The organism is Salipiger bermudensis (assembly GCF_017309175.1).
In the GTDB taxonomy this organism is placed as follows: Bacteria; Pseudomonadota; Alphaproteobacteria; order Rhodobacterales; family Rhodobacteraceae; genus Salipiger; species Salipiger bermudensis.
In genome coordinates this window covers 262420-287651 of the sequence record NZ_JAEKJV010000003.1, presented here as the reverse complement: position 1 = coordinate 287651, position 25232 = coordinate 262420, and the positions used below count along the sequence as shown (strand labels likewise).

Here is a 25232-nt window from a genome sequence, read left to right as displayed (position 1 = left end):
GCGAGCGTGGTGACCATAGCAGGGAGACACAGGAATGCTCACATCCATTGCCGGGAAATCGGTGATCGTCACCGGCGGATCGAAGGGGATCGGCAAAGGCATCGCCAAGGTGTTCGCCGCACAGGGCGCCAAGGTGATGATCGCGGCGCGCGGCGAGGAGGCGGCGAAGCTGGCGGTTGCCGAGATCGAGGCCGCCGGCGGAACCGCCACCTATCACCTGACCGACGTGGCCGACTGGGAGTCGGTGCAGCAGATGGTCGCCGCCACCGTTGGCGCTTTCGGCGGGGTCGACATCCTCTGTGCCAATGCCGGCATCTTCCCGCAGGTGAAGATGGTCGACATGTCGCCCGACGACTGGGACACCGTCATGCAGGTGAACCTCAAGTCGAGCTTTCTCTGCGTGAAGGCCTGCATCCCGATCTTCGAGACCGCCGGCAAGGGCCGCGTCGTGCTGACCTCGTCGATCACCGGGCCGGTCACGGGGTTCCCGGGCTGGTCGCATTACGGCGCGTCGAAATCGGGCCAGCTCGGCTTCCTCAAGACCGCCGCGATGGAGCTGTCGCGCTACAACACCACGATCAACGCGGTGATGCCGGGCAACATCTTCACCGAAGGGCTTCAGGATCTGGGCGAGGACTATCTCAAGACCATGGCCGCCTCGATCCCGCTCAAGCGGCTCGGCGCGGTCGAGGATATCGGCAACGCGGCACTGTTCTTCGCCTCGGACGAGGCCGGCTACATCACCGGCCAGCAGATCGTGGTGGACGGCGGGCAGATCCTGCCGGAAAGTCTCGAGGCAATCGAGGAGATCTGATGAGCTGGAAGACCGCGTGGCGTTCGTTCTACTACGAGACCGCCGATGAGCCCGAGGATATCGTGCTGGAGGCGCCGAAGACGGCGCTTCTGGTGATCGACATCCAGAACACCTATCTCGAACTGCCCGACGATCCGGTCGAGGCGCGTCGCTGGGCGCCGTTCTTCGAGCGCATGCACGAGACGGTGATCCCCAACACCGCAGCGCTTCAGGGCTGGGCGCGCGACAATGGCATCGAGGTGATCCATGCCCGCATCGCCTGCCTCAAGGAAGACGGGCGCGACCGCTCGCTGAGCCAGAAGAAGCCGGGCTTCAACTACCTGCTTCTGCCCAAGGACCGCGCGGATTCGCAGATCGTCGGCGCGGTCGGCCCGGTGGGCGACGAGATCGTGGTGACCAAGACCACCGACTCGGCGCTGACGGGAACCAACCTGCGCATGGTGCTGCACAACATGGGCATCACCGACGTGATCGTGGCGGGGATCTTCACCGACCAGTGCATCTCGTCCTCGGTGCGCTCGCTTGCCGACGAGAGCTTCGGCGTCGTGGTGGTCGAGGATTGCTGCGCCGCCGCCACGCGCGAGCTGCACGAGGCGGAACTGCGGATCATCAACATGATCTACTGCCACGTGGTGAGCAGCGACGAGGTGAAGGGCTTTCTGACCTGAGCCAAGACGGGGGCAGGGGGCTCAGCCGCTCTGCCCGGCCTCCTGCAGCATCTGCGAGATCGCGTAGAGGCGCTTTTCGAGCAGCGTCGGCGTCTCGCAGAGATAGGTGATGGTCTTCTGCCGGTCGGTGAAGATGCGCTGGTCCCAGTCGACCTGTTCCTCGAGCGCATCGACCCGGTCGAAATCGGGCTCGGACTGTGCCATCTGGCTGTCCATCTCGGCGCGGGCGCCGTCGATCTTTTCCGACAGTGCGATCTGGCCGAGCGAGAATTCCCCGATGCCGTTGATGATGCGGGTGCGGCGGTTCGAGAGCCGGTCGAAGACGCGCTCGAACACCGCGCCCATCAGCGCCATGTCATGGCCCTGCACCTCGGCGAAGGTGGCGACCGCGCCGCGGGCCTCCTCGAGATCGACCCGGCGCAGCGCCAGCGTCTCGGCGAGCTCGTCGACGGCGGTCTTCGTGGCAGGATCGAGCACCTCCTCCGAGAGCGGCGCGGGCCACATCAGACCGACCGAGAGCCGCTCGACCTTGCGCTGGATGCAGGGCCAGGTCGGGTCGGAAAAATCCGCCGCATTCCCAGCCGTTGCACAGGATATGACCAGTGCAAAAACCGCATAGCATTTATGAGTGTACATCAGCTTTCCTCCCGCAACCGACTATGAAACAGGGTGGCGGCGAGGTCCATTCCGGGGAATACCCACCATTGGGTGTATTGTTCGGTATGCGATAGCGCACCCATACTCTGGGCAATCGCCGCAGAGCGTATTGATTTGAAGTCAGGAGGGAGTCTGCATGCGCACCCGTGCAGCCGTGGCCTTGGAGGCCGGCAAACCGTTGGAAATCATGGAAGTGAACCTCGATGGCCCGAAGGCCGGCGAAGTTCTCGTCGAGATCAAGGCCACTGGCCTCTGCCACACAGATGAATTCACCCGCTCGGGCGCCGACCCCGAGGGGCTGTTCCCGTCGATCCTCGGTCACGAGGGTGCGGGCATCGTGCTCGAAGTGGGCGAGGGCGTGACCACGCTGAAGCCCGGCGATCACGTGATCCCGCTTTACACGCCCGAGTGCCGCGAGTGCCCGTCCTGCCTGTCGGGCAAGACCAACCTCTGCACCGCGATCCGCAACACGCAAGGCCAGGGCCTGATGCCCGACGGCACCACGCGCTTCTCGATGCTCGATGGCACGCCGATCTACCACTACATGGGCTGCTCGACCTTCGCCAACCACACGGTGATGCCCGAGATCGCGCTTGCCAAGGTTCGCGATGACGCACCGTTCGACAAGATCTGCTACATCGGCTGCGGCGTCACCACCGGCATCGGCGCGGTGATCAACACCGCCGGCGTCGAGATCGGCTCGACCGCGGCCGTGTTCGGCCTCGGCGGCATCGGCCTCAACGTGATCCAGGGCCTGCGCATGGCGGGTGCCGACATGATCATCGGTGTCGACCTGAACGACGACAAGGCCGAGATGGCCAAGAAGTTCGGCATGACCCACTTCGTCAACCCGTCGAAGGTCGACAGCACCGTGCAGGCCATCGTCGACCTGACCAAGCGTGGCGCCGACCAGATCGGCGGCGTGGACTACAGCTTCGACGCCACCGGCAACGTCAAGGTGATGCGCGACGCGCTCGAGTGCTCGCACCGCGGCTGGGGCGTCTCGGTCATCATCGGCGTGGCGCCGGCTGGGGCCGAGATCTCGACCCGTCCGTTCCAGCTGGTTACCGGCCGGGTCTGGAAGGGCACCGCGTTCGGCGGCGCCAAGGGCCGCACCGACGTTCCCAAGTTCGTCGAGTGGTACATGGACGGCAAGATCGAGATCGACCCGATGATCACCCACAAGATCACGCTCGACGAGATCAACCACGGCTTCGACCTGATGCATGAAGGCAAGTCGATCCGCGCGGTGGTCGAATACTGATGGAAACTGTTGCGGAAAACCGAAGCTTCGGCGGAACGCAGACCGTGTACAAGCACGCCTCTGAGTCCTGCGGCTGTGACATGACCTTCGCGGTCTACATGCCGCCGCAGGCCAAGGACGGGCCGGTGCCGGTTCTGTGGTATCTCTCGGGTCTCACCTGCACCCACGAGAACGCCATGACGAAGGGCGGCTTTCAGGAACACGCGGCGAAACACGGCCTTGCGGTCGTGTTTCCCGACACCTCGCCGCGGGGCGAGGGCGTGGCCGATGACGACGCCTACGATCTCGGCCAGGGCGCCGGGTTCTACGTCAATGCCAAGCGCGACCCGTGGAAGCCGCATTTCCAGATGTACGACTACATCACCAAGGATCTGCGCGGCATCGTCGAGGGGCTGGACGGCATCGGCGGCAAACACGGCATCACCGGCCACTCGATGGGCGGACACGGGGCGCTGACCATCGCGATGCGCAACCCGTCGATGTTCGACAGCCTGTCGGCCTTCGCGCCGATCGCGCACCCGACCCAGTCGGACTGGGGGCGCAAGCAGCTCTCGGCCTATCTCGGCGATGACGAGGGCTGCTGGGCAGAGCACGATTCCACGCTGCTGCTGGAGGAGCACGGCTGGAAGGATGACCTGCTGGTGGACCAGGGGGCGAGCGACCAGTTCCTCGACCTGCTGAAGCCCGAGGCGCTGGCCGCGGCGATCGCCAAGCGCCGTCAGCCCGCCACCTTCCGGATGCAGGAAGGCTATGACCACTCGTATTTCTTCGTGAATACGTTCGCGGGAGATCACGTCGCCTGGCATGCCGCGCGACTGAAGTAACGAACCCTGGAAAGGGAGGAGGACAAAGATGATCCAGAAACTGCTCGCCACGGCGTGCCTGCTGAGCCTTACGGCCGGGATTGCCTCGGCCGAAGGCGACGCTGAGAAAGGCGAAAAGGTCTTTCGCAAGTGCCGCGCCTGCCATGCAGTGGGGGAGGGGGCCGAGAACAAGGTCGGCCCGCAGCTGAACGGCATCGTGGGCCGCGACATCGCGGCGCTCGAGGGCTTCGGCTATTCCGACGCGCTGACCGAGCTTGCCGCCGAGAAGGGCGCCTGGACCGAAGAAGAACTCGCGGCCTTCCTCGAGAAGCCGCGCGACTACGCCAAGGGCACGAAGATGTCGTTCGCCGGCCTCCGCAAGGAGGACGAGCGCGCCGACGTCATCGCCTACTTGGCCACGTTCACCGAGTAAGGGAGACACTCGACACCAGAGACAGGAAATTCCGGTGACGGCGGGAGGAAGAGGAGCCCGATCCGGATGAGCCCGAGGCAGCACCGACCGTCGGTCGGCTGCCCCCGGGACAACAGGCGGAAACGCCGACACACCCAAGGGAGAAGGAAATGAAGACACTGACGTTGCTGACGTCGGGCGTGGCTCTTTTTGCCGCATCGTTTGCCTCGGCCAACGAAGACCTGATGACCCAGATGGACGACGCTTCGCAATGGGCGATCCAGACGGGCGACTACGCGAACCAGCGCTACTCCGAACTCGACTCCATCAACAAGGACAACGTGGGCGACCTGCAGGTGGCCTGGACCTTCTCGACCGGCGTGCTGCGCGGCCATGAAGGCTCGCCGCTCGTGGTCGGCGACACGATGTTCGTGCACACGCCGTTCCCCAATATCGTCTACGCGCTGGACCTCAACGAGGACGGCAAGATCAAGTGGCGCTACGAGCCCAAGCAGGATCCCAACGTGATCCCGGTGATGTGCTGCGACACGGTGAACCGCGGCGTCGCCTATGCCGATGGCAAGATCTTCCTGCACCAGGCCGACACCAAGGTGGTCGCGCTCGACAGCGAAACCGGCGAAGTGCTCTGGGAAGCGGTGAACGGCGATCCGTCCAAGGGCGAGACCAACACCGCCACGGTTCTGCCGGTGAAGGACAAGGTCATCGTCGGCATCTCGGGCGGCGAGTTCGGCGTCCGCGGATCGGTCACGGCCTACAACATGGAGACCGGCGAGCAGGAGTGGCGCGCCTATTCGATGGGGCCGGACGAGGACATCCTCGTGGATCCCGAAAACACCACCCATCTCGGCGAGCCGGTTGGCGCGGACTCGGGCACCAACACATGGGAAGGCGATCAGTGGATGATCGGCGGCGGCACCACCTGGGGCTGGTATTCCTATGACCCCGAGGCCGACCTGATCTACTACGGCACCGGCAACCCCTCGACCTGGAACCCGGCGCAGCGCCCGGGCGACAACCGCTGGTCGATGACCGTGATGGCGCGTGACCCCGATGACGGCATGGCCAAGTGGTTCTACCAGATGACCCCGCACGACGAGTGGGACTACGACGGTATCAACGAGATGATCCTCACGGATCAGGAGATGGATGGCGAGATGCGCCAGCTTCTCACCCATTTCGACCGCAACGGCCTCGCCTACACGATGGACCGGATCACGGGCGAGCTTCTGGTCGCCGAGAAATTCGATCCGGTGGTCAACTGGACCACGGGCGTCGACATGGACCCGGCCTCGGAAAACTACGGCCGTCCGGCGGTTGTGGCCGAGTACTCGACCGAGCAGAACGGCGAGGACGTGAACTCGACCGGCATCTGCCCGGCGGCGCTTGGCACCAAGGACCAGCAGCCGGCCTCCTACTCGCCCAAGACCGAGCTCTTCTACGTGCCGACCAACCACGTCTGCATGGATTACGAGCCGTTCCGCGTGAGCTACACCGCCGGTCAGCCCTATGTGGGTGCGACGCTGGCGATGTACCCGGCGCCCGACAGCCATGGTGGCATGGGCAACTTCATCGCCTGGGACAACATCAACGGCGAGATCAAGTGGTCGATCCCCGAGCAGTTCTCGGTCTGGTCGGGCGCTCTGGCCACCGCGGGTGACGTGGTATTCTACGGCACGCTCGAGGGTTACCTCAAGGCCGTGGACTCCGAGACCGGCGACGAGCTCTACCGCTTCAAGACCCCCTCGGGCATCATCGGCAACGTGATGACCTACGAGCATGGCGGCAAGCAGTATGTCGGCATCCTCTCAGGCGTCGGCGGCTGGGCCGGCATCGGCCTCGCGGCCGGTCTCACCAACCCCAATGACGGTCTCGGCGCCGTGGGCGGCTACTCGGCCCTCAGCGACTACACCGCGCTTGGTGGCCAGCTGACGGTCTTCGCCCTTCCCGACTGATCCGCAGCCATCGCAGGACCGGCGGGGTGTTCCGCCCCGCCGGTCCAGACTTCCCAGTGATCCCAGGACCGATAGCCAATGACCCGACCCTTTACCCTTCTTCTTGCCGCGGCCGCCTGCGCCATGTCGGCAAGCGTGGTGTCCGCCGCGGACGCCGTCTCGATGGATGACCCGAACATCGCGGTCGATTACGAGGAAGGCGGGCGCTACTTCACCGAGGACGGCATCCCGACCTTCAACGTGGCCGAGGACGGCACGGTGGATTGGCCGACCTTCTCGGGCTTCCGCCGCTACCACGCCGAGTGCCACGTCTGCCACGGCCCGGATGGCGAGGGATCGACCTATGCCCCGGCGCTCAAGGACTCGGCGCTCGACATGGATTATTACGATTTCGTCGACGTGGTGGTGAACGGCCGCCAGAAGGTCGGTGCGGCCGAGAACTCGGTGATGCCCGCCTTCGGCACCAACCCCAACGTGATGTGCTATCTCGATGACATCTACACCTATCTCAAGGCGCATGGCTCCGGCGCCATCGGGCGCGGACGCCCGGCCCAGAAGGAAGCCAAGAGCGAAACGTTCAGCGAGATGGAAGATGCCTGCATGGGTTCGTAACCGGCGCGGCCTCCTGGCGGTCGCGCTGTCGGTCCTGATGGCCTCCCATGCAGGGCCGGGGGAGGCGCAAACCTCGGATCTTGTCTCCCGGACGGCATTCAGGGTTTGCGCCGATCCGGCCAACGATCCGATGTCGATGGAGGACGGGTCGGGCTACGAAAATGCGCTGGCCGATCTGATCGCCTCGAATCTGGAACTGCCGGTGCGCTACGAGTGGTACCCGATGGCCACCGGCTTCATCCGCAACACGCTGAAGGCGGGCAAGTGCGATGTGGTGATGGGCTATGCCCAGGGCCACGAGCTGGTGCTCAACACCAACCACTACATGGTCTCGACCTACGTGCTGGTGGTGCCGGAAGAGAGCGCGCTTGCCGGGGTGACGCAGCTCTCGGATCCGCGGCTCGAGGGCCGGGTGCTCGGCGTGGTGGCGGGATCGCCACCGGCCAACCACATGGCGCGCTACGGGCTGATCGGCAAGGCCAAGCCCTACCAGCTGGTGGTCGACCGGCGGTATGACAGCCCGACGGTGAACATGCTGAACGATCTCGATGCTGGCGAGATCGAGGCGGCGGTGATCTGGGGGCCGATCGGCGGCCCGCTGGTCAAGCGCGATCACCCCGGGCTCAAGGTGATCCCGCTGCTGAACGAGGCGGAATTTCCGAAGCTCTTCTACCGCATCACCATGGGGGTCCGGCAGGGCGAGAAGGTCTGGCAGCGCAAGCTCAATTCGCTGATCCGCCGCAACCAGGGCGAGATCGACGCGATCCTTGCCGAGGCCGGCGTGCCGCTGGTCACCGACATGGGCGACGGGCTGCGCGAGGTCGGGCAGTGAAACGGGCGCTGGCGGCAGTGGTTGGGCTGCTGCCGGCGCTCGCGCTTGCGCAGGTGCCAGAGCCCGAGGGCTACCGGATGGACCACTATCGCGCCCCGGTCCCTGAGACGCTGGCCGGCGCCGCGGTGGTCGGACCGGAAGAGGCCCACGCGCTCTGGGAGACCGGCGAGACCGCGTTCATCGACGTGCTGCCGCGAGCGCCAAAGCCCGCGAACCTGCCAGAGGGCACGATCTGGCGCGACACCCCGCGCGACAGCATCGCGGGCGCGATCTGGCTTCCCAACGTGGGATACGGTGCCATTGCCGAGGTGACGGCGCGCTACTTTCGCGACGGGCTCGCCGCAGCGACCGGCGATGATCTTGCGCATCCCGTGCTGTTCTTCTGTCTCGACGACTGCTGGATGAGCTGGAACGCCGCAAAGCGCGCGCTGGAATACGGCTACGAGACGGTCTACTGGCTGCCCGAAGGCACCGATGGCTGGAGCTTCTTCGACTTTCCGCTCGAGCGCGTCACGCCCCATTCCGGTCATCCCTGAGCACCGGCCCATCGGATTTTTGGGCGCCCTCGCCGGAGGTCAGCGTGGCGGCCAGAGCCGGCCTGCCTCCGGCGGGAGTATTTTTGACGAAGAGAAGCCAGGGGGGCAGCGCCCCCTGCGTCGGTCGACGCGCTTGCGCGGCGAAATCCCTTCAGAACCCCGCGAGCTCGGTTTCCGCCGTCGTGACGGTGCCGCTCGTGTCGGTCATCGTCACGCCCACGCGGCGCGTGTCTGCCGGCACCGAGAGGCCCACCTGCGGATTCTCCGACATCGAGATGCTGCCCGTCACGTCGACGTAACCGCCGCTCTCGGTCTCGATCTTGAGCGTTTCGACATAGCGCATCGGGATGAAGAGCAGGCTGATCTGGTCCATCTGCATCCCCGAATGCGACGGGTGAGAGATATCGACATCGAGCCGGCGCAGCCGCTCGGAGAGCGCTGCGAGCCGGTCCGCAGCAGGGCCGTCACCCACCGAGAGCACCATGTCGCCGAGCGTGGCGAGCGCGGCCTTGGGATCGGTGCCGGGAGGTGCGGCGCAGGCGCCCTGGCCGGAGGTCTTGACGAAGGCCTCTGTCACGAAGAGCCGGCCATCGGTCATCTCGGCCACCACGTGCAGCGGCGTCGGGCCGTTGATCCGGAGCGTGGTGTCGAAGAAGAAGCGCGGCTGCGGCTGACGCAGCTCGAACAGGGCCGAGACCGGCATCGGGTTTTCGTCCAGCACCACCGCCACCTTGCCGATCTGCCCTCCCTGTGGGGCCGCGACTTGCGCGGCGATGCGCGTGCGGGCGTCGTTGTCGGTGCGGTAGGGCGCGTCGAGCGCGATGATCCCCTCGCCGGGAAGCATGGGGCGGTCGCCATAGAGCTGGGTGCGGATGCTGTCCCAAGCGTCGCCGGCCTGCAGCGGCAGTGCCGCGAGGCTCAACAGGGCGGCGAGCAGGAGGCGGGGCAGGGGGGCGGTCATGGCAGGTCTCCTCCGAACAGGAAAGCGCCGAAGGCGCGCGGGCCGTCGGCGGTCTCGAGCACGGCCACGGTCTCAAGGCTGGCCGCGTCGATCACGCTCAGGGTGTTGTCGAACCAGTTGGCCACGGCGATGCGGCCGTCGTGGGTTGCGGCGATGCCTTCGGGGTATTCGCCGGTGTCCAGCGTGGCGACGGGCGAGAGATCCGCGAGTGCAATGACCGAGAGCGTGTTTTCGTACTGGTTGGTGACGAAGGCGCGCCCGGCGGCGAAGGCCACGCCATAGGGGCGTTCGCCCACCGGCACCGTGGCCAGCACCTCGCCAGAGGCCGGGTCGATCACCGTCACATCGTTGCTGCCGACGTTGCCGATGAAGAGCCGGCCGTCGGGCGCGAAGCCGAGGCCGAAGGGCCGGGTGCCGACCGAAACGCTGCGCAGACGGGCGAGAGTTTCGGTGTCGTAGAGGCTGACCCGGTCGGCGTCGCGTTCGGCGGCGGCCAGCAGCGTTCCGTCGTGCGACAGCGCGAGGCCCGCGGGCGCCGCGCCGGCAGGCAGCTCTGCCTGAACCTCCAGCGTCCTGCCGTCGAGCGCCCAGAGCCGGGCGTTGTACCAGTCGGAGACAAAGAGCCGGTCGTGGCGCGCGTCATAGGCGGCGCCGATCGGGCCGCCGTCGAGGGTAATCGAGGCGGACACCTCGCCACGCAGGGAGAACCGCCGCACCGTCTTGCTGTCGGGCGAGACGGTGAAGACCGCATCTTTGCCCACAGCCACGCCCGCGGGTTTGCCGGGCACCTCCCAGCGGGCGCGCTCGGTGCCGGTGTCAAGGTCGACCACGCTCACCGCGTCGCCATTCTGGCAGGTGACGAAGGCGACCTCCCCCGCCGCGGGAAGCGCGGCGAGGGTCAGGCTCAGCCCGAGGGCGAGATCACGAAGACGGCTCACCGAACCGCTCGACCAGCGCCTGAAGCCCGGCCTCGTAGACGCCGGTCACCGCCGCGACGGCGGCCTCGTCGTTGAGCTCTTCCGGCGGGTCGTTGTTGGGGTAGCCGCGGTAGAACGCGCCGCGCCATTCCACCACCGAGCCGCCGCCGTCGCGCGGCATGACCGTGAGGTGCGACGAGTAGTTGGTCACCGGCAGCACCTCGACCGCGACCTCGGTGATGCGGTAGCTGTAGCTCATCTTCTCGTCGGAATACTTGTAGAGCACCTCGGCGATCATCGGCCCCTCGGCGCCCTGATCGGAGAGGTAGAGCGTGCGGGTGGCGTCGATCTCGTTGCCGCCCTCGCCGCTTTGCGAGACCACCGCCGGGTGCCATGTCAGGTCCTGGAAATCGCCGATCGCGGCCCAGACCTCGGCGGGCTCGGCGGCGACCTCGGTGGTCACGGTGATCTTCTGGCGGGTCGGCCCGTGGGCCATGGCGGCTGCGGGGATCATGGCAAGCGCCACGCCCGCTGCAAGCAGGGTTCGTCTGTTCATCCTTCCTCCTCCTTGAAGAATGCGGTTTTCAGTATGTAGCTCATGCCCCGCCGCCAGCTGTCATCGGTGTTCGACCGGATGTCGACCACGCGGCCCTTCACCGTCTCGCCCGTCGATGCGTCGCGCATCTGCAGGTTCATCGACAGGATCAGGTTCGAGACCTTCTGGACCTCGCCGACGAGCGCGTAGTCCGCCCCCAGCTTTGCCGCCATGCGCGTATCGCAGCCATAGCACTTGGCCGGGTTGACGATACGATCGAGATCGTCCGCCACCGGGTCGAGATCCAGCAACTCGTAACCCCCCTCCGCAAAGCGCTCCGCCACCAGCTCCTCCAGCATGGTGATGCGCGAAAGCTCCGCCGGGTCCTGGCCCAGTTCGGCGGTCTGCAGCGAGGAATCCAGCAAGGTGATACCGAAGAACGCGACCTTCTCGCCGGCCCAGGCAGGGCCGGCAAGCGCCAGAAGCAGCAGGAGCGCGGGTCTCAGCATCGGATCCTTCTTGGAAACTTCTTAGAAATTAAGAGTCGTAACTCATGGTGCCGTCGCTACCCTCGTTACCGCAACCGAACCAAAAGTATCGGTTTCGGGAAAAGCCTTTGACCGTCAGGGTTTGAGGCGGGCCCGTCAGAGGAGGACGGGCAAGGGAGGAGACATTGCTGAAATCGCTTGGACCGCTCTTGGCAGCGGCATGTCTGATGGTTTCCGCCGCCGGTGCCGAGGCGCAGGAGGTCCGCGCGGCGGTGCTGCGGGTCGATTACCCGAGCCTGCTGCCGATCTCGCGCTACGATCTGCGCACCGAGGATCTGGCCTTTGCCGGGGCGGCTCTGGCGGACGAGGACAACAACACGACCGGCCGGTTCATGGGGCAGACCTACGAGACCGTGACCGTGGCCACCGCGCCCGAAACGGCGGCAGAGGAGATGCGGGCGCTGCTCGACGACGGCATCCGCTACGTCGTGCTCGACGCGCGGGCCGGCGAGGTGACGGCGCTGAGCGACATGGCGGCGGAGGCGGGGGCGCTGGTGTTCAACGTTCGCGCGCCGGAGGTGGCGCTGCGCGGCGAGGCGTGCCGGGCGAACCTGCTGCACATCGCGCCCTCGGTGGCGATGCAGGCCGATGCGGTGGCGCAGTTCGCGATCTGGAAGCAGTGGAAGCGCTGGCTGCTGGTCTCGGGCTCGAACCCCGAGGACCGGGCGCTGGCCGAGGCCTATCGCCGGGCGGCGCGCAAGTTCGGCGCCACCATCGTCGAAGAGCGCGAGTTCGAGGATACCGGCGGTGCGCGGCGCACCGACAGCGGTCACGTGCTGGTGCAGCGGCAATTGCCCACCTTCCTGCAGGGCACCGAGGCACATGACGTGGTGATCGCCGCCGACGCCACCGATTATTTCGCCGCCTACCTGCCCTATCATCTCTGGACCCCGCGCCCGGTGATGGGCAGCGCCGGGCTGCGCCCGGTGACCATCCACGCCGCCCACGAGGCCTGGGGCGCGACGCAGTTCCAAAACCGCTTCGAGGAGCTCACGCGGCGCCACGTGCAGGAAGAGGACTACAACAGCTGGCTCGCGCTGCGGGTGCTGGGAGAGGCGGTGACGCGCACCTCCTCGACCGATCCGCAGGTCGTCGAGGACTACATCCTGTCGGACGCGTTCGAGCTGGCGGCCTTCAAGGGCCAGAAGGTGACGTTCCGACAGTGGAACGGCCAGCTTCGCCAGCCGATCCTGCTCTATGACGACCGCATCACCGTGAGTGTCAGCCCGCAGGAAGGCTTCCTGCACCAGCGCTCGCCGCTCGACACGCTGGGGCTCGACGCGCCCGAAACCGATTGCACCGCATTCCAGTGAGGACCGCCATGAAACACCTGATGCTCTCCGCCACGCTCTGCATGGCCGCCACCGGGGCGTTTGCCGGCAAGGCCTTCGTGTCGAACGAGCGTGGCAACACCATCACCGTGGTCGATACCGAGACCTGGGAGGTGCTCGACGAGTTTGCCGGCGGCAACCGTCCGCGCGGCATCACCCTCTCGCCCGACGGCTCGCTGCTTTATGTCTGCGCCTCGGATGACGACACGGTGCGCGTCTTCGACACCGAAACCTATGAAGAGCTCTACACCCTGCCCTCGGGGCCCGATCCGGAGCTCTTCGTGATCCATCCCTCCGGCAGCCCGCTCTACATCGCCAACGAGGACGACAACCTCGTCACCGTGACCGACACCGCCGATCACACCATCCTCGCCGAGGTGCCGGTGGGGGTCGAGCCCGAGGGCATGGCGATCTCGCCCGACAGCAACTGGGTGGTGAACACGTCCGAGACCACCAACATGGCGCATTTCATCGACACCAGCGATTACGAGATCAAGCACAACATCCTCGTCGATCAGCGCCCGCGCTATGCCGAGTATCTCGACGACGGCACACGGCTCTTCGTCAGCTCCGAGATCGGCGGTACGGTGAGCGTGATCGACGTGGCCGAGGACGGCACGCCGACGCTTCGCCAGAAGATCGGCTTCGAGGTGCCGGGCGTGCTGCCGGAATGGCTGCAGCCGGTGGGGGTGAAGGCCAAGAGCGACGGCAGCCGCATCTTCGTGGCGCTCGGGCCGGCGAACCGCGTGGCGGTGATCGACGGCGCCTCGCTCGAGGTGGTCGACTACATCATGGTGGGTCAGCGGGTCTGGCAGATGGCCTTCACGCCGGGCGAGGAGTACCTCGTCACCACCAACGGCAATTCCAACGACATCACGTTGATCGACGTGGCCGCGGAGAAGGCGATCAAGTCGATCCAGGTGGGCCAGCAGCCCTGGGGCGTGGCGATCACGCCCGACTGATCGGCGGGCGCAACTTGGCCTTTGGTCGTGTGGACAGCGCAGCCGGGCCCGCAGAGGGTTCAATCGGAGCGTTCAAAGTGGGCCGTGGCCCTGAACGGGAGGAAGACAATGACGACACTGGGAAAAATCGGCGCAGGGATGCTCGCGCTCTGCCTGGCGGGGCCGGCGCTTGCGGATGATCACATGGTCTCGGACGAGGCCAAAGAGAAGATCGCCGAGGTGATGACCGACATGCGCTGCGAGGTGAATCCCGATGACATCGAGATGACCGACGAGGGCGGCTACGATCTTGACGACGTGATCTGCGAGGGCACCGGCCAGTTCGACGTGGTGCTCGATGCCGAGTTCAACGAGGTCAGCCGCCGCGCAGAGTAAGGGCTGAGCGCAAGAGACATCGCCCTGTCCCGCGTGCGGGGCCGGGCATCAGGGAGGAGCACATGAAGACATTTCTGACCGCGCTGGCGCTGGGATGCGTCACCGCCCTTGGCGCCATGGCGCAGGAGCTGCCGGTGGTGCGGGCGGCGGTGCTCAAGATCGGCACCGTCAACTGGGAGCTGGCAACCATCGCCGAGCAGGGGCTCGACGAGAAGCACGGCTTCAGGCTCGAGGTCATGCCCTACGCCGACAACGGCGCCACCCGCATCGCCGTCGAGGGCGGCGAGGCCGACATGGCGGTGGCCGACTGGATCTGGGTGGCGCGGCAGCGCGCCGACGGCAAGGATTACGTCGTCGTGCCCTATTCCCGTGCCGTCGGCGGCGTGGTGGTGCCCGAGGGCTCGGAGGCCGAGACGCTGCGGGATCTTGCGGGGGGCAAGATCGGCATCGCCGGCGGGCCCCTCGACAAGAGCTGGCTGATCCTGCGCGCCTACGCGCAGCAGGAATATGACATGGATCTGAAGGCCGAGACCGAGCAGGTCTTCGGCGCGCCGCCGCTGATCTTCAAGTCGGGCCTTGGCGGTGACTATGCCGGGGCGATCAACTTCTGGCATTTCCTCGCCAAGATGAAGGCCGCCGGGATGCGCGAGCTGATCTCGGTCGAGACCGCGGCCAATGCGCTGGGGCTCGATCCGGACGTGCCGCTCCTTGGCTACTACTTCAAGGGCGACTTCCTCGAACAGAACGACGGGCTGGCGCAGGCCTTTTACGATGCGAGCCGTGAGGCCAAGGCAATGCTGGCCGAGGACATGGCCGCGTGGGAGGCGATCCGCCCGCGCATGAACGCCTCGAGCGACGCTCAGTTCGAGCAGCTGCGCAGCGACTGGCTGGCCGGCGTACCGGCGCGCGGTCCTGTGGATGGCGCCGCGGCGGGCAAGCTGCTGGCGCTGATGGGCGAGCTTGGCGGTGCCGACCTGGTGGGCAAGGCCGAGAGCCTGCCCGAGGGCCTCTTCGCGGAGGTCGAATGACGCCGGGGATACAGAACGGCACCGGCCGGCAGGTGCCGCCCGTGCAGGCGGTGCCGCCGGACCGGGCGGCAATCCGGGTCAACATCCTCAGCAAGCGTTTCGGAGCGACCGAGGTGCTGCGCGGCGTGCATTTCTCGGTGTCGCGCGGCGAGACCGTGGCGCTGGTCGGACCCTCGGGCATCGGCAAGTCGACGGTGCTGCGCATCGTCGCCGGGCTCGATGCGGCCTTTGACGGCGAGGTGCAGCGCCCCGAGGCCGTGGCGATGGTGTTCCAGGAACCGACGCTGCTGCCGTGGCGCAGCGCCCTGCAGAACCTGACGCTTGTGCATCCCGATCTGAGCGACAGCGGCGCGCGGGCGATGCTGGCGCGGGTCGGGCTGAAGGGGCGCGAAGAGGCCTTCCCGCGCAGCCTGTCGCTCGGCCAGCAGCGCCGGCTGGCGCTGGCGCGCGCCTTTGCCGGGGCGCCCCAAATGCTGATCATGGACGAGCCCTTCGTGTCCCTCGACCCCGAGCTGGCCGAAGCGATGCTTGGTCTCACCGAAGAGCTGATCGCCGAGCATCGTCCGGCGACGATATTCGTCACCCATGCCAGAGACGAGGCCGACCGCCTTGCCAGCCGGGTGCTCGAGCTGCGCGGCACCCCCGCCACGCTCACCCCTCATCTGATTTGAAAAAAGGAGACCCATCGATGAAATTCCCGCTGCTTGCTGCCGCGTTCTCGCTGCTGGCCCTGCCCGCTGCCGCGCATGATTTCGGCTTCGCCGGGGTGTTGTCGAACACCAACAAGGGCGAGATGCCCGGCATCCTGCTCTCGGTCGGTCAGCCGCTCACCGACGGGCCAATCGCGCTCAAGTCGGGGATGGTCTACGAGCTCGAGATCGAGGCCGACGGCTCGGGCGAGCTGGCGCTGGAGGGCTCGGGCTTCTTCCGGGCGATCTGGGTCAACGAGGTCGTGGTGAACGGGCTCGAGATCCGCCCCTTCGGGCTCGAGAGCGTCGAGTTCGACGAGGCCGGCACGATGGAGATCGAGTTCCTGGCCATCAAGCCCGGGCGCTACTTCCTGCGGATCCCCGGCAGCACCGGCGAAAGCCAGCGGGTCGAAATCTCGATCCAGTAAGCGCGGCTGCCGCGCTGCCATGCGGCGGGGCGTCGGTCGTGATCAGTGAGAAAGGGCCGCGCAGCATCGCCGCGCGGCCCCTTTTCTTGTCCTGTGAAGGCCCTCAGCTGTCGCCGGGGGTCTCGCTGCCCTCCGCGACGACGTGGAAGGGCTGGGTCGCGCCCGATTTCGACTCGCCAAGATAGATCGTCTGGTGCGGGAAGGGGATCTCGATGTTGCGCGCGTCGAACACTTCTTTCAGCACGCCGTTATAGGCCCGGCCGACGCCCCATTGCGTGCCCGGAACGCACTTGATCCGCGCCCGCACCACAACGGCGCTGTCGCCGAAGGCGTTGATGCCGAACCACTCCAGATCGCCCATGATGTTGGCCGCCTGTTCGGGATCGGCGCGCAGTTGCTCGAAGGCGTCGAGCATGGCCTGCTTCACCTCGTCGATGTTCTCTCGGTAGGCCACGCCCATGTCGCAGACGAAATAGCCGAACTCGCGCATGAAGTTGGTGACCATGTCCACCGAGGAGAACGGGATCAGGTGATAGGCGCCGCTGACGTCGCGCAGGCTCACCGAGCGGATGGTCAGCTTCTCGACCACGCCGGTGGTGCTGCCGGCGGTGACCACGTCGCCCACGTTCATCGCGTTCTCGAACTGGATGAAGATGCCGGTGATGATGTCCTGCACCAGCTTTTGCGCGCCGAAGCCGATGGCAAGGCCGAGAACCCCGGCCGAGGCCAGCAGCGGCGCGATGTCGAGGCCGATCTCGGAGAGCACGAACATCAGCGTGATGATGACCAGCGCGATGGTCGCGGCGTTGCGCAAGAGGGTCAGCAGCGTCTGCTCGCGCGAGGTCGCCACGGTGCCGTATTCGGGGTTGAGGCGGTAATCGACCCACGAGGTCATGCCGACCCAGATCGCGAAGGACACGATCAGAACCGCCACGACCGAGAACACCGTTGCGGTGAAGTCGCGCCCGAACTGGCCGGCCATCCAGGCCTTCAGGTCGATCAGGCTGATGGCGTTCATGGCAAAGATCACCACGAGCGCGAAGATCACCAGCCGCAGCACGAAGAGCGCCTTCGGCACGAAGGTGTTCAGCCGCCGCTGCAACGCCGGCAGGCGGGCGTTGACGGTGTCGGGGAGTTGCACGCCGTTGACCATGGTCCGGGTCATCACCCCCGAGACCGCCACGCCGAGGATCGCCACCAGCAGCACCTGGCCAGAGTTGAGCAGCGACAGGAAGGCGGCGTCACCGGGCTGGACCAGTACCAGCACCAGCATCACCAGCAGGTAGAGCAGCGCCGGGACGTGCCAATTGCGCGCCAGCACCTGCAGCCCGCCGCGCTTTTTCTTTGGCGTCTCGGGCGTGCCCATTGGGAACTCGTCGCTGGCCGGGGTCTGCACCGGTTCACCCTGATCCTCGAGATGGCTCTCGCGCGCCATGTCGGCCTTGCTGCGGCCGCCGCGCTCGAGCCAGTCGGCCACTGGGCGGCGCTTGCGCAGCACCATCCAGATCGCCAGACCGACCACGATCAGCGCGATCAGCGCCGAGACCGCGCGCCCGGCGGCAAACGATATGTTCGTGTTGAGGATCGGCACGATCAACAGCTGTCCATAACCAGCGAGGCCGACCATGAAGTTGAGCCGCGATCCAAGGTACTTTGCCGAGCCGTCAGAGATCGGCAGCGGGCGCAGGCTGCTCGAGGCCGGCGACAGGATCAGCCGCACGCCGACCTTGGCCAGCTCGACCAGAAGGAAGGCGTTGAGATAGAGCGTCTGGCGGATCCCGATCTCGCCGAAATTGCCGAGGAACAGCGTCGCGATGAGGTAGCCGGCGGCCCAGGCGATCACCACGATCAGCGCGTCGATCAGCGCCGATGCGATGAACAGGAGCGTGGTGCGCAGGGCGCCGCTCTCTTCGGCCTTGGCGTCCATCCGGGCATAGAGCGATTTGCCCACCCGCCGCAGCACGAGGAACACCGCCACGGTCACGATGATGATCAGCGCGAGCTGTTGCGCCGCTTCGAGCAGCACGCCGGCCTCGCCGCCGCTCAGGCCCTCGAAGACCATCGGGGCGCGAATGATCTGGGTCCAGGCGGTTTCGAGGCCCGAGGCGATGTCCTGCGCGGCCTCCTGAGTGATCAGCGCGATGCGCCGGCTGAACGAAAGCGCCTCGGGCGGGGTGGCCCCATCGGCGGCGAGGGTCTCTACGATCTGGTCGTCGACCGGTGCGTCGGCCTCGCTCTGCGCGGCGCGGAGTTCGTCGATCAGGGCGGCCCGGCTGTCGTCGTTCTCGATGACGTCGAGGAGCAGGTCGAGATTGCTCGGGGCGGGCTCTGAGGCCGTGGCCTCCTGTGCCAGTATTTGGTTTGGAAGGATGGCGCTGCAAGCAAGCGCCACGAGGAACAGCATCGCTGCGGTCCAGCGTCTCGGAAAGGTCATGTCACCACGTTTCTTGGCTTTGTCGGTTTCGGACATGTCCCGCTTGCCTGGCTCTCCGCGGGCACGATGGGCTGCGATCTAGTCGATCCGCAGGCGAAGACCAGCCCGGATTGCGCTCCGAGATCCCGGTGTTGCAGCAATGCGTGGGCCTCGCGCGGGCCAGACGGGGGGATGGCAGGACGGGCACGCCTCGCCTTTCCGGCCGTTCTTCGGAGGTGCGTGCGATCGTTCGGCCCCTGATGCGCTCCACTTCATGTGTTCGCACGCGAACAACCCGCTTGCATCGGGCGCGATGAAAGCTATGGTCAGTCTACTGCAAAATTTCCGAAGGGAGGTAGATTTTGCAAGATATCGGGGAGGCCTTCCATCTGGCGCTGTCGCTGGTGTTGTCCGGTGACGCCGATCTCTTCGAGATCGTCGGCCTGTCGCTTCAGGTGAGCCTGAGCGCGACCCTGATCGCTTGCGCCATCGGTCTGCCGGTGGGCGCGTTGCTCGCGGTGAGCCGCTTTCGCGGCCGGGGCGCGGTGTTGGTGCTCATCAACGCCCTGATGGGCCTGCCGCCGGTGGTCGTGGGCCTGCTCGTCTATCTCTACCTTTCGCGCTCAGGCCCCTTGGGCTTTCTCGGGCTGCTCTACACGCCCGGTGCGATGATCGTGGCGCAGACCATCCTGATCGTGCCCATCGTCGCGGCGCTGTCGCGGCAGGTGCTCGAGGACCTGCACGGCGAATATGCCGAGCAGTTCCGCTCGCTCTGCCTGACCCGCTGGCAGAGCATCACCACCCTTCTCTGGGACGGGCGCTATGCGCTGATGACCGTGGGGCTCGCGGGCTTCGGCCGTGCCGCCGCGGAGGTCGGCGCGGTGATCATCGTGGGCGGCAATATCGACCACCTGACCCGGGTCATGACCACCGCCATCGCGCTCGAGACCTCCAAGGGCGACCTGCCGCTGGCGCTGGCGCTGGGGATCGTCCTGCTGGTGATTGCGCTCGGGGTGAACGCTGGCGTCCAGATGCTTCGGATGAGCGCCGCGAGACAAGCAAGTTACGGGGCCGCCGCCAATGTCTGACCTGCAGATCACCGACGCCGTCCGCCTGCCGCGCCGCCGCGCCGCCCATGCGCCCGTCGGGCCGCTGCTCCCGCTGAGCGTCTCCGGCCTGCGTCTCGACATCCCGCGGGGCACGCTGCTCGACGGGGTCGACCTGACGCTGCCGCGCCACGGCTGCACCGTGATCATGGGGCCGAACGGGGCGGGCAAGAGCATCCTCCTGAAGCTGTTGCACGGGCTGCTTGCGCCGACCGCCGGCTCGGTGAGCTGGAACGGCCTGCCCGCGACCGAGGCCACCGCACGCCAGGCGCTGGTGTTCCAGAAGCCGGTGCTGCTGCGACGCTCTGTGGCGGCCAATCTCGATTTCGTGCTGAAGGCGCGCGGCGGCAACCGCGCCCGTCGCGATGCGTTGCTCGCGGATGTGGGCCTCGCGCACAAGGCGCGCCAACCGGCCCGCTCGCTTTCTGGCGGCGAGGCGCAGCGGCTGGCGCTGGCCCGCGCGCTCGCCACCGACCCCGAGGTGCTGTTCCTCGACGAGCCCACCGCCAGCCTGGACCCGGCCTCGGTGCAGGTGATCGAGCGCATCGTGGGCGAGGCCTGTGCGCGCGGCACCCGTATCATCTTTGTCACCCATGACATCGGGCAGGCACGGCGCATCGCCGATGACGTCGTCTTCCTGCATCGCGGCCGCGTCGCCGAACACAGCGCCGCGGCGGAGTTCTTCCCCGAGCCGCGCTCGCTCGCGGCGCGTGACTACCTTGCCGGCCGGATCGTGCTCTGATCCCGCCGCTCCCGTTCGACCCGATACCCCCAGAAGACAAAAGGGATTTTCCATGACTTTCGCCAGACTGATCGCCTCGACCGCTGCATCGCTCACCCTTGCCGGGGCGGTGGCCGCGCAAGATACGTCGATCATCGTGCAATCGACCACCTCGACCGCCAATTCCGGCCTCTACGACTATCTGCTGCCGATCTACACCGGCGAGAGCGGCATCACCGTCAACGTGGTGGCCGTGGGCACCGGGCAGGCGATCAAGAACGCCGAGAATTGCGACGGCGACCTGCTGCTGGTGCACGCCAAGCCGTCGGAGGAGAAATTTGTCGCGGCGGGCTACGGCACCCAGCGCACCGACCTGATGTACAACGACTTCGTCATCGTCGGCCCCGAGAGCGACCCGGCCGGGGTCGCCGGCATGAGCGATGTCGAGGCGGCGCTCGCCCAGATCGCCGAGGCAGAAGCGCTGTTTGCCTCGCGCGGCGATGACAGCGGCACCCACAAGAAGGAAGTCGCGCTGTGGCAGGCCGCCGGGGTCGACCCGACCACCGGCTCGGGCGCATGGTATCGCGAGACCGGCTCTGGCATGGGCGCAACGCTGAACGCCGGTATCGGCATGGGCGCCTATGTGATGACGGACCGCGCCACTTGGATCAGCTTCCAGAACAAGCAGGATTACAGCGTCGGCGTCGAGGGCGACGAGGCGATGTTCAACCAGTATGGCGTGATCCCGGTGAACCCCGAGCACTGCCCCTCGGTCAAGATCGAGGCGGCGCAGGACTTCGCCGACTGGCTGGTTTCCGAGGCGGGGCAGGCGGCAATCGCCGCCTACGAGGTCGACGGGCAGCAGCTGTTCTTCCCCAACGCCGCCGGAAGCTGATAGGGTCGCGGGGGCGGCAAGGGTGCCGCCCCCATTTCGCGAGCCCATGACAGACCTGCAGACCCCGACCCACGAATATCTCACCGTCCGCGAACTGGCCGATCTGCTGCGCCTGAAGGAGCGCAAGGTCTATGACCTTGCCGCCTCGGGCGAGGTCCCCTGTTCGCGCGCCACCGGAAAGCTGCTGTTTCCCGCCGCCGAGGTGCGGGCGTGGATCGCGGGGGCCCAGAGCGGCGCGGCCTCGACACCCCGTCCGGGCGTCTTTCTCGGCAGCCACGATCCGCTGCTCGACTGGGCCATCCGCCAGTCGCGCTGCGGGCTCGCCACGTTCTTCGACGGCTCCCTCGACGGGCTTGCGCGCTATGCTGCGGGCGAGGGCGTGGCCACCGGGCTGCACGTGCGCGATGCCGATGGGGCCTGGAACCTGCGCGCCGCGCGCGGCGTGGCCGAGGGGCAGAACGCGGTGCTGATCGCCTTCGCCGGGCGGCGCCGGGGGCTGGTGCTGCGTGAGGACGGACCACGGGTCGGTGGCCTTTCCGATCTCGGCGGGCTGAGACTGGCGCCGCGGCAGGAAGGCTCGGGCACCGCCGGGTTGCTGCGGGATCTGGCCTCGGAGGCCGGGCTCGATCTGTCGCGTATCGCGCTCACGGCGATGGAGCGCAGCGAGGACGAGGCGGTGCAGTCGGTGCGCCGGGGCGAGGCCGACGTGACCTTCGGACTCGAGTCGGTCGCCCGCGCCTACGGCCTGCGCTTCGTGCCGGTGATCGAGGAGCGCTTCGACCTGCTCATCGACCGTCGCGCCTATTTCGAGCCTGCCATGCAGGGGCTGATCGCCTTCTGCCGCTCGGACACGTTCCGCCAGCGCGCCGAAAGCCTCGGCGGTTACGACATTTCGCGGCTTGGCGAGGTGGCCTGGAACGCCTGAGCGCGCTCAGGGCGGCGACAGCTCGTCCTGATCCCACTGCGCGATCTTGCGGTCGATGGTCTTGCGCGAGACGCCGAGCCGCCGCGCGGCTTCGGCGCGGTTGCCGTCGCAGAGATCGAGCATGTGCAGGATGTGGCGCTGCACTACGAGATCGAGATCCTCGATCGCCTGCGCCCCGGTGACCGAGCCTGCGCCGGCGAACTCCTCGGGAAACCCGCCAAGGATCACCGAGCGTTCGGCGAGGTTGCGCAGTTCGCGCACGTTGCCCGGCCAGTCGTAGCGCCGCAGCTTCAGCAGCGTCTGCTCGTCGAGCTCGAGCCCCGGCATCCCCAGCGATTGCGAGAACTGCGAGGTGAAAAGGGCCGCCAACTCGAGGATGTCGTCCGAGCGGTCGCGCAAGGGCGGCATTTCGACGGTGAGCACGTTGATGCGGTGGTAGAGGTCGGCGCGGAACTTGCCCTGCGCCACCAGCGCCTGAAGATCGGCATTGGTGGCGAAGAGGAAGCGCAGGTTGAGCGGCAGCTCGCGCTCGGCGCCCACGGGGCGGATGCGCTGATCCTCGAGCACCCGCAGGAGTGCTGCTTGCAGCGTCTCGGGCATCTGCGCCACCTCGTCGAGAAACAGCGTGCCGCCATCGGCCAGCAGCAGCAGGCCGGGCGTGAGGCGCTCGCCGCCCTCGATGCTGCCGAACAGCTCCTGCACCATGCGCTCGGTCGAGATCGCGGCGCAGTTCACCGCCACGAAGGGTTTGTCGGCCCGGTCGGAGAGCTGGTGGAGATGTCGCGCCGCCAGCTCCTTGCCGGTGCCGCTGGCGCCGGTGAAGAGCACCGGGGTGGGCAGCGGCGCGAGCTTGGCCAGCATCGCGCGGACTGCGACCATGACTTCGGACTTGCCCAGGAGCTTGCCCTGGAACAGCCCGGTGCGCAGCTCGCGCCGGAGCAGCGTGTTGTCGCGGCGCAGGTTCTTGCGGTCGAGCGTGCGGGCCACCGCGCCAAGGATCTGGTTGGCGCGGAACGGCTTGAGGACAAAATCGCTGACGCCGGCACGCAGTGCTGCGATGGCGGTCTCGAGATCGGCATAGGCGGTGATCAGGATGGTGTCGCCGAAGAAGCCGCGGCGCTGCTGCTCGGCCAGCCATTCGAGCCCGGTGGTCCTGGGCATGACGTTGTCGAGGATCACGAGATCGAAATGCGCTGCGTCGAGCTTTTCCGTGGCCTCTTGCGGCGAGGCGGCCTGCTCGACCCGTTGCACCCGCGGCGACAGCGTCTTGACGAGGAAGTTGCGCATGCCAGGCTCGTCATCGACCACGAGGATCGAGGCACCGGCCAGCGCGGGTCCGTAATCGTCGCGAGAGAGATCCCTGGGCGTCACGGCTCAGCGGCTCAGTCGAGCCGGACGTTCGGGCTGGAATAGGCTTCGGCGGACGAGAACCCGATCTCGTGCAGCCCGAAATAGGCGGCGACGCCGATGACGATGATGGCAACGAAGCCGGTGATCATGGCTTTCATGTAGGTCATTCTCCTGTGGTGGCCGGCGCGGTGCTGGCCCGTTTGAGATAGTCGATCAGATCGGCCCGGTCACCCCCGCCGGCAATCACCTGCATGGGCATCTTGGAACCGGGAATGTAGTGGTCCGGGCCCTGATCGAAAAGCGCGTCGATGGTGGTTTCGGTCCAGACGATGTCGGAGCCGTCGAGCGTGTCGGAATAGCTGTAGCCGGGCACCGTGCCGGCGCGGCGGCCGAAGACGCCGTGCAGGCTTGGCCCCGCCTTGCGCGAGGGGCCGGGCGAGAGCGCGTGGCAGATCGAGCATTTGCGCATGAACTGCCGCTCGCCATTGGGCATGGTCTCGGCCTCGCGCAGGAACGAGCGCGCGCCGCTGATGCCGGGTTCGAACTGGTCGAGCATGGCGACCGGCCAGGCATAGGCCACGTCGTCGAGCCCGCCGGCATGGATCACCGCGCCATCGGGCGAGAAGGCCAGCGCCCAGACCGGCCCCTTCCGGGTGGCGCGGAAATCGCGGGTGATGCGCCAGTCCCGGGTGTCGACGATCATGATAAAGCCCTCGCCATCGCCCACGGCCAGCTGATTGGTGGGGCCATGATGAGCGAGCGCAAGGATCGGGCGACGATCGAGCGTCAGGTCGGCGATCTGCTCGCCGGTGTCGAGGTCGAGCACACGGGTGCCGCCATCGACCGCGCCATAGGCGATCCAGCCGTCGCCGAGCGCCAATCGGTTGATGCCAAAGCCGTGCTGCACCAGCGGCACCGGGGCGCCGCCTGCGAGGTCGTAGCGCATCAGCGCGCCGTTCATGGTGGCGGCATAGAGCGTGTCATTGGGCCCGAAGACCACTGCGTTGACGCCCGCGCCGGGGGTGGGCAGAGCGCGGCCTCCGCCGCCCGAAAGCGGCCAGAGTAATATCGAGCCGTCCCAGCTGCCGCTGACCACGGTCTCGCCGTCAGGGGAGACTGCAAGCGTCGTCACCTTGCCCTGATGCTGGCCGAGCGTGCGAGCCTCTTCGCCCCAGAGCCGGACTGCGAAATCGTCGCCGCCTGACACGAGCTGCCCCTGCGCCCCGAAGGTCAGCGCGGTGACCGCCGCCGCGTGGCCCTCGAGCCAGCGCGGCGTGGTCTCATCCCAGAGGCCGACGGAATTGTCGAAGCTGCCCGTCGCGACCTGACCGGAGGGGGCCACGGCGATGGCCATGACCGGCCCGCCATGCCCCTTGAGCGAGCGGAACTCCGGCTCTGCCCCCTGCGCCGCGTCCTGTGCGATGACAGGCGCGGCGCAGAGCATCAGGCCCAGAGCCAAGGCCAGCCGGCTCATGTG

28 protein-coding genes are annotated in these 25232 nt (G+C 67.0%); 19 read left to right on the top strand and 9 right to left on the bottom strand.

From position 1 onward, the window contains the following. The first annotated feature begins 34 nt into the window (after positions 1 to 34). Together fabG and JF542_RS06165 are read left to right on the top strand one after the other, a co-directional pair. Entirely contained in the window at positions 35 to 814 is a 780-nt protein-coding gene (fabG, locus tag JF542_RS06170) for a 3-oxoacyl-ACP reductase FabG (RefSeq protein ID WP_007802663.1), read from the top strand. Beyond that, the gene (locus JF542_RS06165) at positions 814 to 1482 is read left to right on the top strand and encodes a cysteine hydrolase family protein (RefSeq protein WP_007802667.1); all 669 of its coding nucleotides are present in this window, start codon (positions 814 to 816) and stop codon (positions 1480 to 1482) included. The genes fabG and JF542_RS06165 overlap by 1 nt, the downstream gene beginning before the upstream one ends. Before the next feature lie 21 nt (positions 1483 to 1503). Here JF542_RS06165 and JF542_RS06160 read toward each other — a convergent pair whose 3' ends face one another. Then, on the bottom strand, positions 1504 to 2118 hold the full coding sequence (locus JF542_RS06160) for a hypothetical protein (RefSeq protein WP_207075135.1): 615 nt from the start codon (positions 2116 to 2118) through the stop codon (positions 1504 to 1506). Between the two features lie 157 nt (positions 2119 to 2275). Here JF542_RS06160 and JF542_RS06155 point away from each other — a divergent pair, with 157 nt between their 5' ends. The 7 genes from JF542_RS06155 (at position 2276) to JF542_RS06125 (ending at position 8571) form a co-directional block, all read left to right on the top strand. Beyond that, a complete protein-coding gene (locus JF542_RS06155) occupies positions 2276 to 3403 on the top strand; it encodes an S-(hydroxymethyl)glutathione dehydrogenase/class III alcohol dehydrogenase (protein WP_007802671.1) in 1128 nt (375 codons plus the stop codon). Then, positions 3403 to 4227, top strand: a complete 825-nt coding sequence (gene fghA / locus JF542_RS06150) for an S-formylglutathione hydrolase (protein WP_007802673.1) — start codon at positions 3403 to 3405, stop codon at positions 4225 to 4227. The genes JF542_RS06155 and fghA overlap by 1 nt, the downstream gene beginning before the upstream one ends. 28 nt (positions 4228 to 4255) lie before the next feature. After that, positions 4256 to 4639: a c-type cytochrome gene (locus tag JF542_RS06145; protein ID WP_207075134.1), complete on the top strand. Its 384-nt coding sequence runs from the start codon at positions 4256 to 4258 to the stop codon at positions 4637 to 4639. Between the two features lie 149 nt (positions 4640 to 4788). Further along, positions 4789 to 6591, top strand: a complete 1803-nt coding sequence (locus tag JF542_RS06140; protein ID WP_007802677.1) for a methanol/ethanol family PQQ-dependent dehydrogenase — start codon at positions 4789 to 4791, stop codon at positions 6589 to 6591. Positions 6592 to 6669: 78 nt separating this feature from the next. Next, positions 6670 to 7203, top strand: a complete 534-nt coding sequence (locus JF542_RS06135) for a c-type cytochrome, methanol metabolism-related (protein WP_007802679.1) — start codon at positions 6670 to 6672, stop codon at positions 7201 to 7203. Next, positions 7184 to 8035 (top strand): substrate-binding domain-containing protein, encoded by an 852-nt coding sequence (locus JF542_RS06130; protein ID WP_207075133.1) that lies wholly within the window; start codon positions 7184 to 7186, stop codon positions 8033 to 8035. Before JF542_RS06135 ends, JF542_RS06130 begins: the two co-directional genes overlap by 20 nt. Beyond that, positions 8032 to 8571, top strand: a complete 540-nt coding sequence (locus tag JF542_RS06125) for a PQQ-dependent catabolism-associated CXXCW motif protein (RefSeq protein ID WP_007802683.1) — start codon at positions 8032 to 8034, stop codon at positions 8569 to 8571. Before JF542_RS06130 ends, JF542_RS06125 begins: the two co-directional genes overlap by 4 nt. Positions 8572 to 8722: 151 nt before the next feature. On the opposite strand, the gene JF542_RS06120 is transcribed toward JF542_RS06125, so the two are convergent. Genes JF542_RS06120 through JF542_RS06105 form a run of 4 tightly spaced genes read right to left on the bottom strand, consistent with a single transcriptional unit; the run spans position 8723 to position 11493 of the window. Further along, positions 8723 to 9532, bottom strand: a complete 810-nt coding sequence (locus JF542_RS06120; protein ID WP_207075132.1) for a quinoprotein dehydrogenase-associated SoxYZ-like carrier — start codon at positions 9530 to 9532, stop codon at positions 8723 to 8725. Beyond that, a complete protein-coding gene (locus tag JF542_RS06115; RefSeq protein WP_207075131.1) occupies positions 9529 to 10470 on the bottom strand; it encodes a YncE family protein in 942 nt (313 codons plus the stop codon). The genes JF542_RS06120 and JF542_RS06115 overlap by 4 nt, the downstream gene beginning before the upstream one ends. Then, entirely contained in the window at positions 10454 to 11005 is a 552-nt protein-coding gene (locus JF542_RS06110; RefSeq protein WP_207075130.1) for an SRPBCC family protein, read from the bottom strand. The genes JF542_RS06115 and JF542_RS06110 overlap by 17 nt, the downstream gene beginning before the upstream one ends. Continuing rightward, a complete protein-coding gene (locus tag JF542_RS06105) occupies positions 11002 to 11493 on the bottom strand; it encodes a DUF3280 domain-containing protein (RefSeq protein ID WP_207075129.1) in 492 nt (163 codons plus the stop codon). The genes JF542_RS06110 and JF542_RS06105 overlap by 4 nt, the downstream gene beginning before the upstream one ends. A gap of 206 nt (positions 11494 to 11699) precedes the next feature. On the opposite strand from JF542_RS06105, the gene JF542_RS06100 reads away from it, so the two are divergent. From JF542_RS06100 to JF542_RS06075, 6 genes are all read left to right on the top strand, one after another. Then, a complete protein-coding gene (locus JF542_RS06100) occupies positions 11700 to 12845 on the top strand; it encodes an ABC transporter substrate-binding protein (protein ID WP_207075210.1) in 1146 nt (381 codons plus the stop codon). A gap of 8 nt (positions 12846 to 12853) precedes the next feature. After that, the gene (locus tag JF542_RS06095; protein ID WP_207075128.1) at positions 12854 to 13825 is read left to right on the top strand and encodes a YVTN family beta-propeller repeat protein; all 972 of its coding nucleotides are present in this window, start codon (positions 12854 to 12856) and stop codon (positions 13823 to 13825) included. A gap of 108 nt (positions 13826 to 13933) precedes the next feature. Next, on the top strand, positions 13934 to 14200 hold the full coding sequence (locus tag JF542_RS06090; protein WP_242533607.1) for a PepSY domain-containing protein: 267 nt from the start codon (positions 13934 to 13936) through the stop codon (positions 14198 to 14200). Positions 14201 to 14262: 62 nt separating this feature from the next. Next, a complete protein-coding gene (locus JF542_RS06085) occupies positions 14263 to 15228 on the top strand; it encodes an ABC transporter substrate-binding protein (protein WP_207075127.1) in 966 nt (321 codons plus the stop codon). Next, positions 15225 to 15899: an ABC transporter ATP-binding protein gene (locus tag JF542_RS06080; protein ID WP_242533606.1), complete on the top strand. Its 675-nt coding sequence runs from the start codon at positions 15225 to 15227 to the stop codon at positions 15897 to 15899. The genes JF542_RS06085 and JF542_RS06080 overlap by 4 nt, the downstream gene beginning before the upstream one ends. A gap of 17 nt (positions 15900 to 15916) precedes the next feature. Further along, positions 15917 to 16345, top strand: coding sequence for a cupredoxin domain-containing protein (locus JF542_RS06075; RefSeq protein ID WP_007802699.1), 429 nt, complete (start codon positions 15917 to 15919; stop codon positions 16343 to 16345). A 103-nt stretch (positions 16346 to 16448) separates the two neighbouring features. Here JF542_RS06075 and JF542_RS06070 read toward each other — a convergent pair whose 3' ends face one another. Further along, on the bottom strand, positions 16449 to 18779 hold the full coding sequence (locus JF542_RS06070) for a mechanosensitive ion channel domain-containing protein (protein WP_242533605.1): 2331 nt from the start codon (positions 18777 to 18779) through the stop codon (positions 16449 to 16451). 341 nt (positions 18780 to 19120) lie between these two features. On the opposite strand from JF542_RS06070, the gene JF542_RS06065 reads away from it, so the two are divergent. Genes JF542_RS06065 through JF542_RS06050 form a run of 4 tightly spaced genes read left to right on the top strand, consistent with a single transcriptional unit; the run spans position 19121 to position 22405 of the window. Beyond that, complete coding sequence (locus JF542_RS06065) at positions 19121 to 19846, top strand: ABC transporter permease (RefSeq protein ID WP_007802701.1); 726 nt, start codon at positions 19121 to 19123, stop codon at positions 19844 to 19846. Then, positions 19839 to 20606 (top strand): ATP-binding cassette domain-containing protein, encoded by a 768-nt coding sequence (locus JF542_RS06060; protein ID WP_007802702.1) that lies wholly within the window; start codon positions 19839 to 19841, stop codon positions 20604 to 20606. Before JF542_RS06065 ends, JF542_RS06060 begins: the two co-directional genes overlap by 8 nt. A gap of 52 nt (positions 20607 to 20658) precedes the next feature. Next, on the top strand, positions 20659 to 21480 hold the full coding sequence (locus JF542_RS06055) for an ABC transporter substrate-binding protein (protein ID WP_207075125.1): 822 nt from the start codon (positions 20659 to 20661) through the stop codon (positions 21478 to 21480). 46 nt (positions 21481 to 21526) lie between these two features. Beyond that, a complete protein-coding gene (locus tag JF542_RS06050; protein WP_207075124.1) occupies positions 21527 to 22405 on the top strand; it encodes a helix-turn-helix transcriptional regulator in 879 nt (292 codons plus the stop codon). Positions 22406 to 22411: 6 nt separating this feature from the next. Here the strand turns inward: JF542_RS06050 and JF542_RS06045 are convergent, their stop codons facing one another. The 3 genes from JF542_RS06045 to JF542_RS06040 are packed head-to-tail and all read right to left on the bottom strand — an operon-like array spanning position 22412 to position 25229. Then, positions 22412 to 23776, bottom strand: a complete 1365-nt coding sequence (locus JF542_RS06045; protein WP_207075123.1) for a sigma 54-interacting transcriptional regulator — start codon at positions 23774 to 23776, stop codon at positions 22412 to 22414. 11 nt (positions 23777 to 23787) lie between these two features. Further along, positions 23788 to 23913, bottom strand: a complete 126-nt coding sequence (locus tag JF542_RS24510; protein WP_007802709.1) for a hypothetical protein — start codon at positions 23911 to 23913, stop codon at positions 23788 to 23790. Positions 23914 to 23918: 5 nt separating this feature from the next. Continuing rightward, on the bottom strand, positions 23919 to 25229 hold the full coding sequence (locus JF542_RS06040) for a c-type cytochrome (RefSeq protein WP_207075122.1): 1311 nt from the start codon (positions 25227 to 25229) through the stop codon (positions 23919 to 23921). Between the last annotated feature and the right edge of the window lie 3 nt (positions 25230 to 25232).

Coding starts and splice junctions, on each gene's coding strand:
- JF542_RS06050 (WP_207075124.1), top strand. CDS start 21,527: ATGACAGACCTGCAGACCCCGACCCACGAATATCTCACCGTCCGCGAA.
- JF542_RS06085 (WP_207075127.1), top strand. CDS start 14,263: ATGAAGACATTTCTGACCGCGCTGGCGCTGGGATGCGTCACCGCCCTT.
- JF542_RS06140 (WP_007802677.1), top strand. CDS start 4,789: ATGAAGACACTGACGTTGCTGACGTCGGGCGTGGCTCTTTTTGCCGCA.
- JF542_RS06060 (WP_007802702.1), top strand. CDS start 19,839: ATGTCTGACCTGCAGATCACCGACGCCGTCCGCCTGCCGCGCCGCCGC.
- JF542_RS06040 (WP_207075122.1), bottom strand. CDS start 25,229: ATGAGCCGGCTGGCCTTGGCTCTGGGCCTGATGCTCTGCGCCGCGCCT.
- fghA (WP_007802673.1), top strand. CDS start 3,403: ATGGAAACTGTTGCGGAAAACCGAAGCTTCGGCGGAACGCAGACCGTG.
- JF542_RS06075 (WP_007802699.1), top strand. CDS start 15,917: ATGAAATTCCCGCTGCTTGCTGCCGCGTTCTCGCTGCTGGCCCTGCCC.
- JF542_RS06165 (WP_007802667.1), top strand. CDS start 814: ATGAGCTGGAAGACCGCGTGGCGTTCGTTCTACTACGAGACCGCCGAT.
- JF542_RS06120 (WP_207075132.1), bottom strand. CDS start 9,532: ATGACCGCCCCCCTGCCCCGCCTCCTGCTCGCCGCCCTGTTGAGCCTC.
- fabG (WP_007802663.1), top strand. CDS start 35: ATGCTCACATCCATTGCCGGGAAATCGGTGATCGTCACCGGCGGATCG.
- JF542_RS24510 (WP_007802709.1), bottom strand. CDS start 23,913: ATGAAAGCCATGATCACCGGCTTCGTTGCCATCATCGTCATCGGCGTC.
- JF542_RS06145 (WP_207075134.1), top strand. CDS start 4,256: ATGATCCAGAAACTGCTCGCCACGGCGTGCCTGCTGAGCCTTACGGCC.
- JF542_RS06130 (WP_207075133.1), top strand. CDS start 7,184: ATGCCTGCATGGGTTCGTAACCGGCGCGGCCTCCTGGCGGTCGCGCTG.
- JF542_RS06090 (WP_242533607.1), top strand. CDS start 13,934: ATGACGACACTGGGAAAAATCGGCGCAGGGATGCTCGCGCTCTGCCTG.
- JF542_RS06095 (WP_207075128.1), top strand. CDS start 12,854: ATGAAACACCTGATGCTCTCCGCCACGCTCTGCATGGCCGCCACCGGG.
- JF542_RS06070 (WP_242533605.1), bottom strand. CDS start 18,779: ATGACCTTTCCGAGACGCTGGACCGCAGCGATGCTGTTCCTCGTGGCG.
- JF542_RS06100 (WP_207075210.1), top strand. CDS start 11,700: ATGGTTTCCGCCGCCGGTGCCGAGGCGCAGGAGGTCCGCGCGGCGGTG.
- JF542_RS06135 (WP_007802679.1), top strand. CDS start 6,670: ATGACCCGACCCTTTACCCTTCTTCTTGCCGCGGCCGCCTGCGCCATG.
- JF542_RS06105 (WP_207075129.1), bottom strand. CDS start 11,493: ATGCTGAGACCCGCGCTCCTGCTGCTTCTGGCGCTTGCCGGCCCTGCC.
- JF542_RS06155 (WP_007802671.1), top strand. CDS start 2,276: ATGCGCACCCGTGCAGCCGTGGCCTTGGAGGCCGGCAAACCGTTGGAA.
- JF542_RS06160 (WP_207075135.1), bottom strand. CDS start 2,118: ATGTACACTCATAAATGCTATGCGGTTTTTGCACTGGTCATATCCTGT.
- JF542_RS06080 (WP_242533606.1), top strand. CDS start 15,225: ATGACGCCGGGGATACAGAACGGCACCGGCCGGCAGGTGCCGCCCGTG.
- JF542_RS06055 (WP_207075125.1), top strand. CDS start 20,659: ATGACTTTCGCCAGACTGATCGCCTCGACCGCTGCATCGCTCACCCTT.
- JF542_RS06110 (WP_207075130.1), bottom strand. CDS start 11,005: ATGAACAGACGAACCCTGCTTGCAGCGGGCGTGGCGCTTGCCATGATC.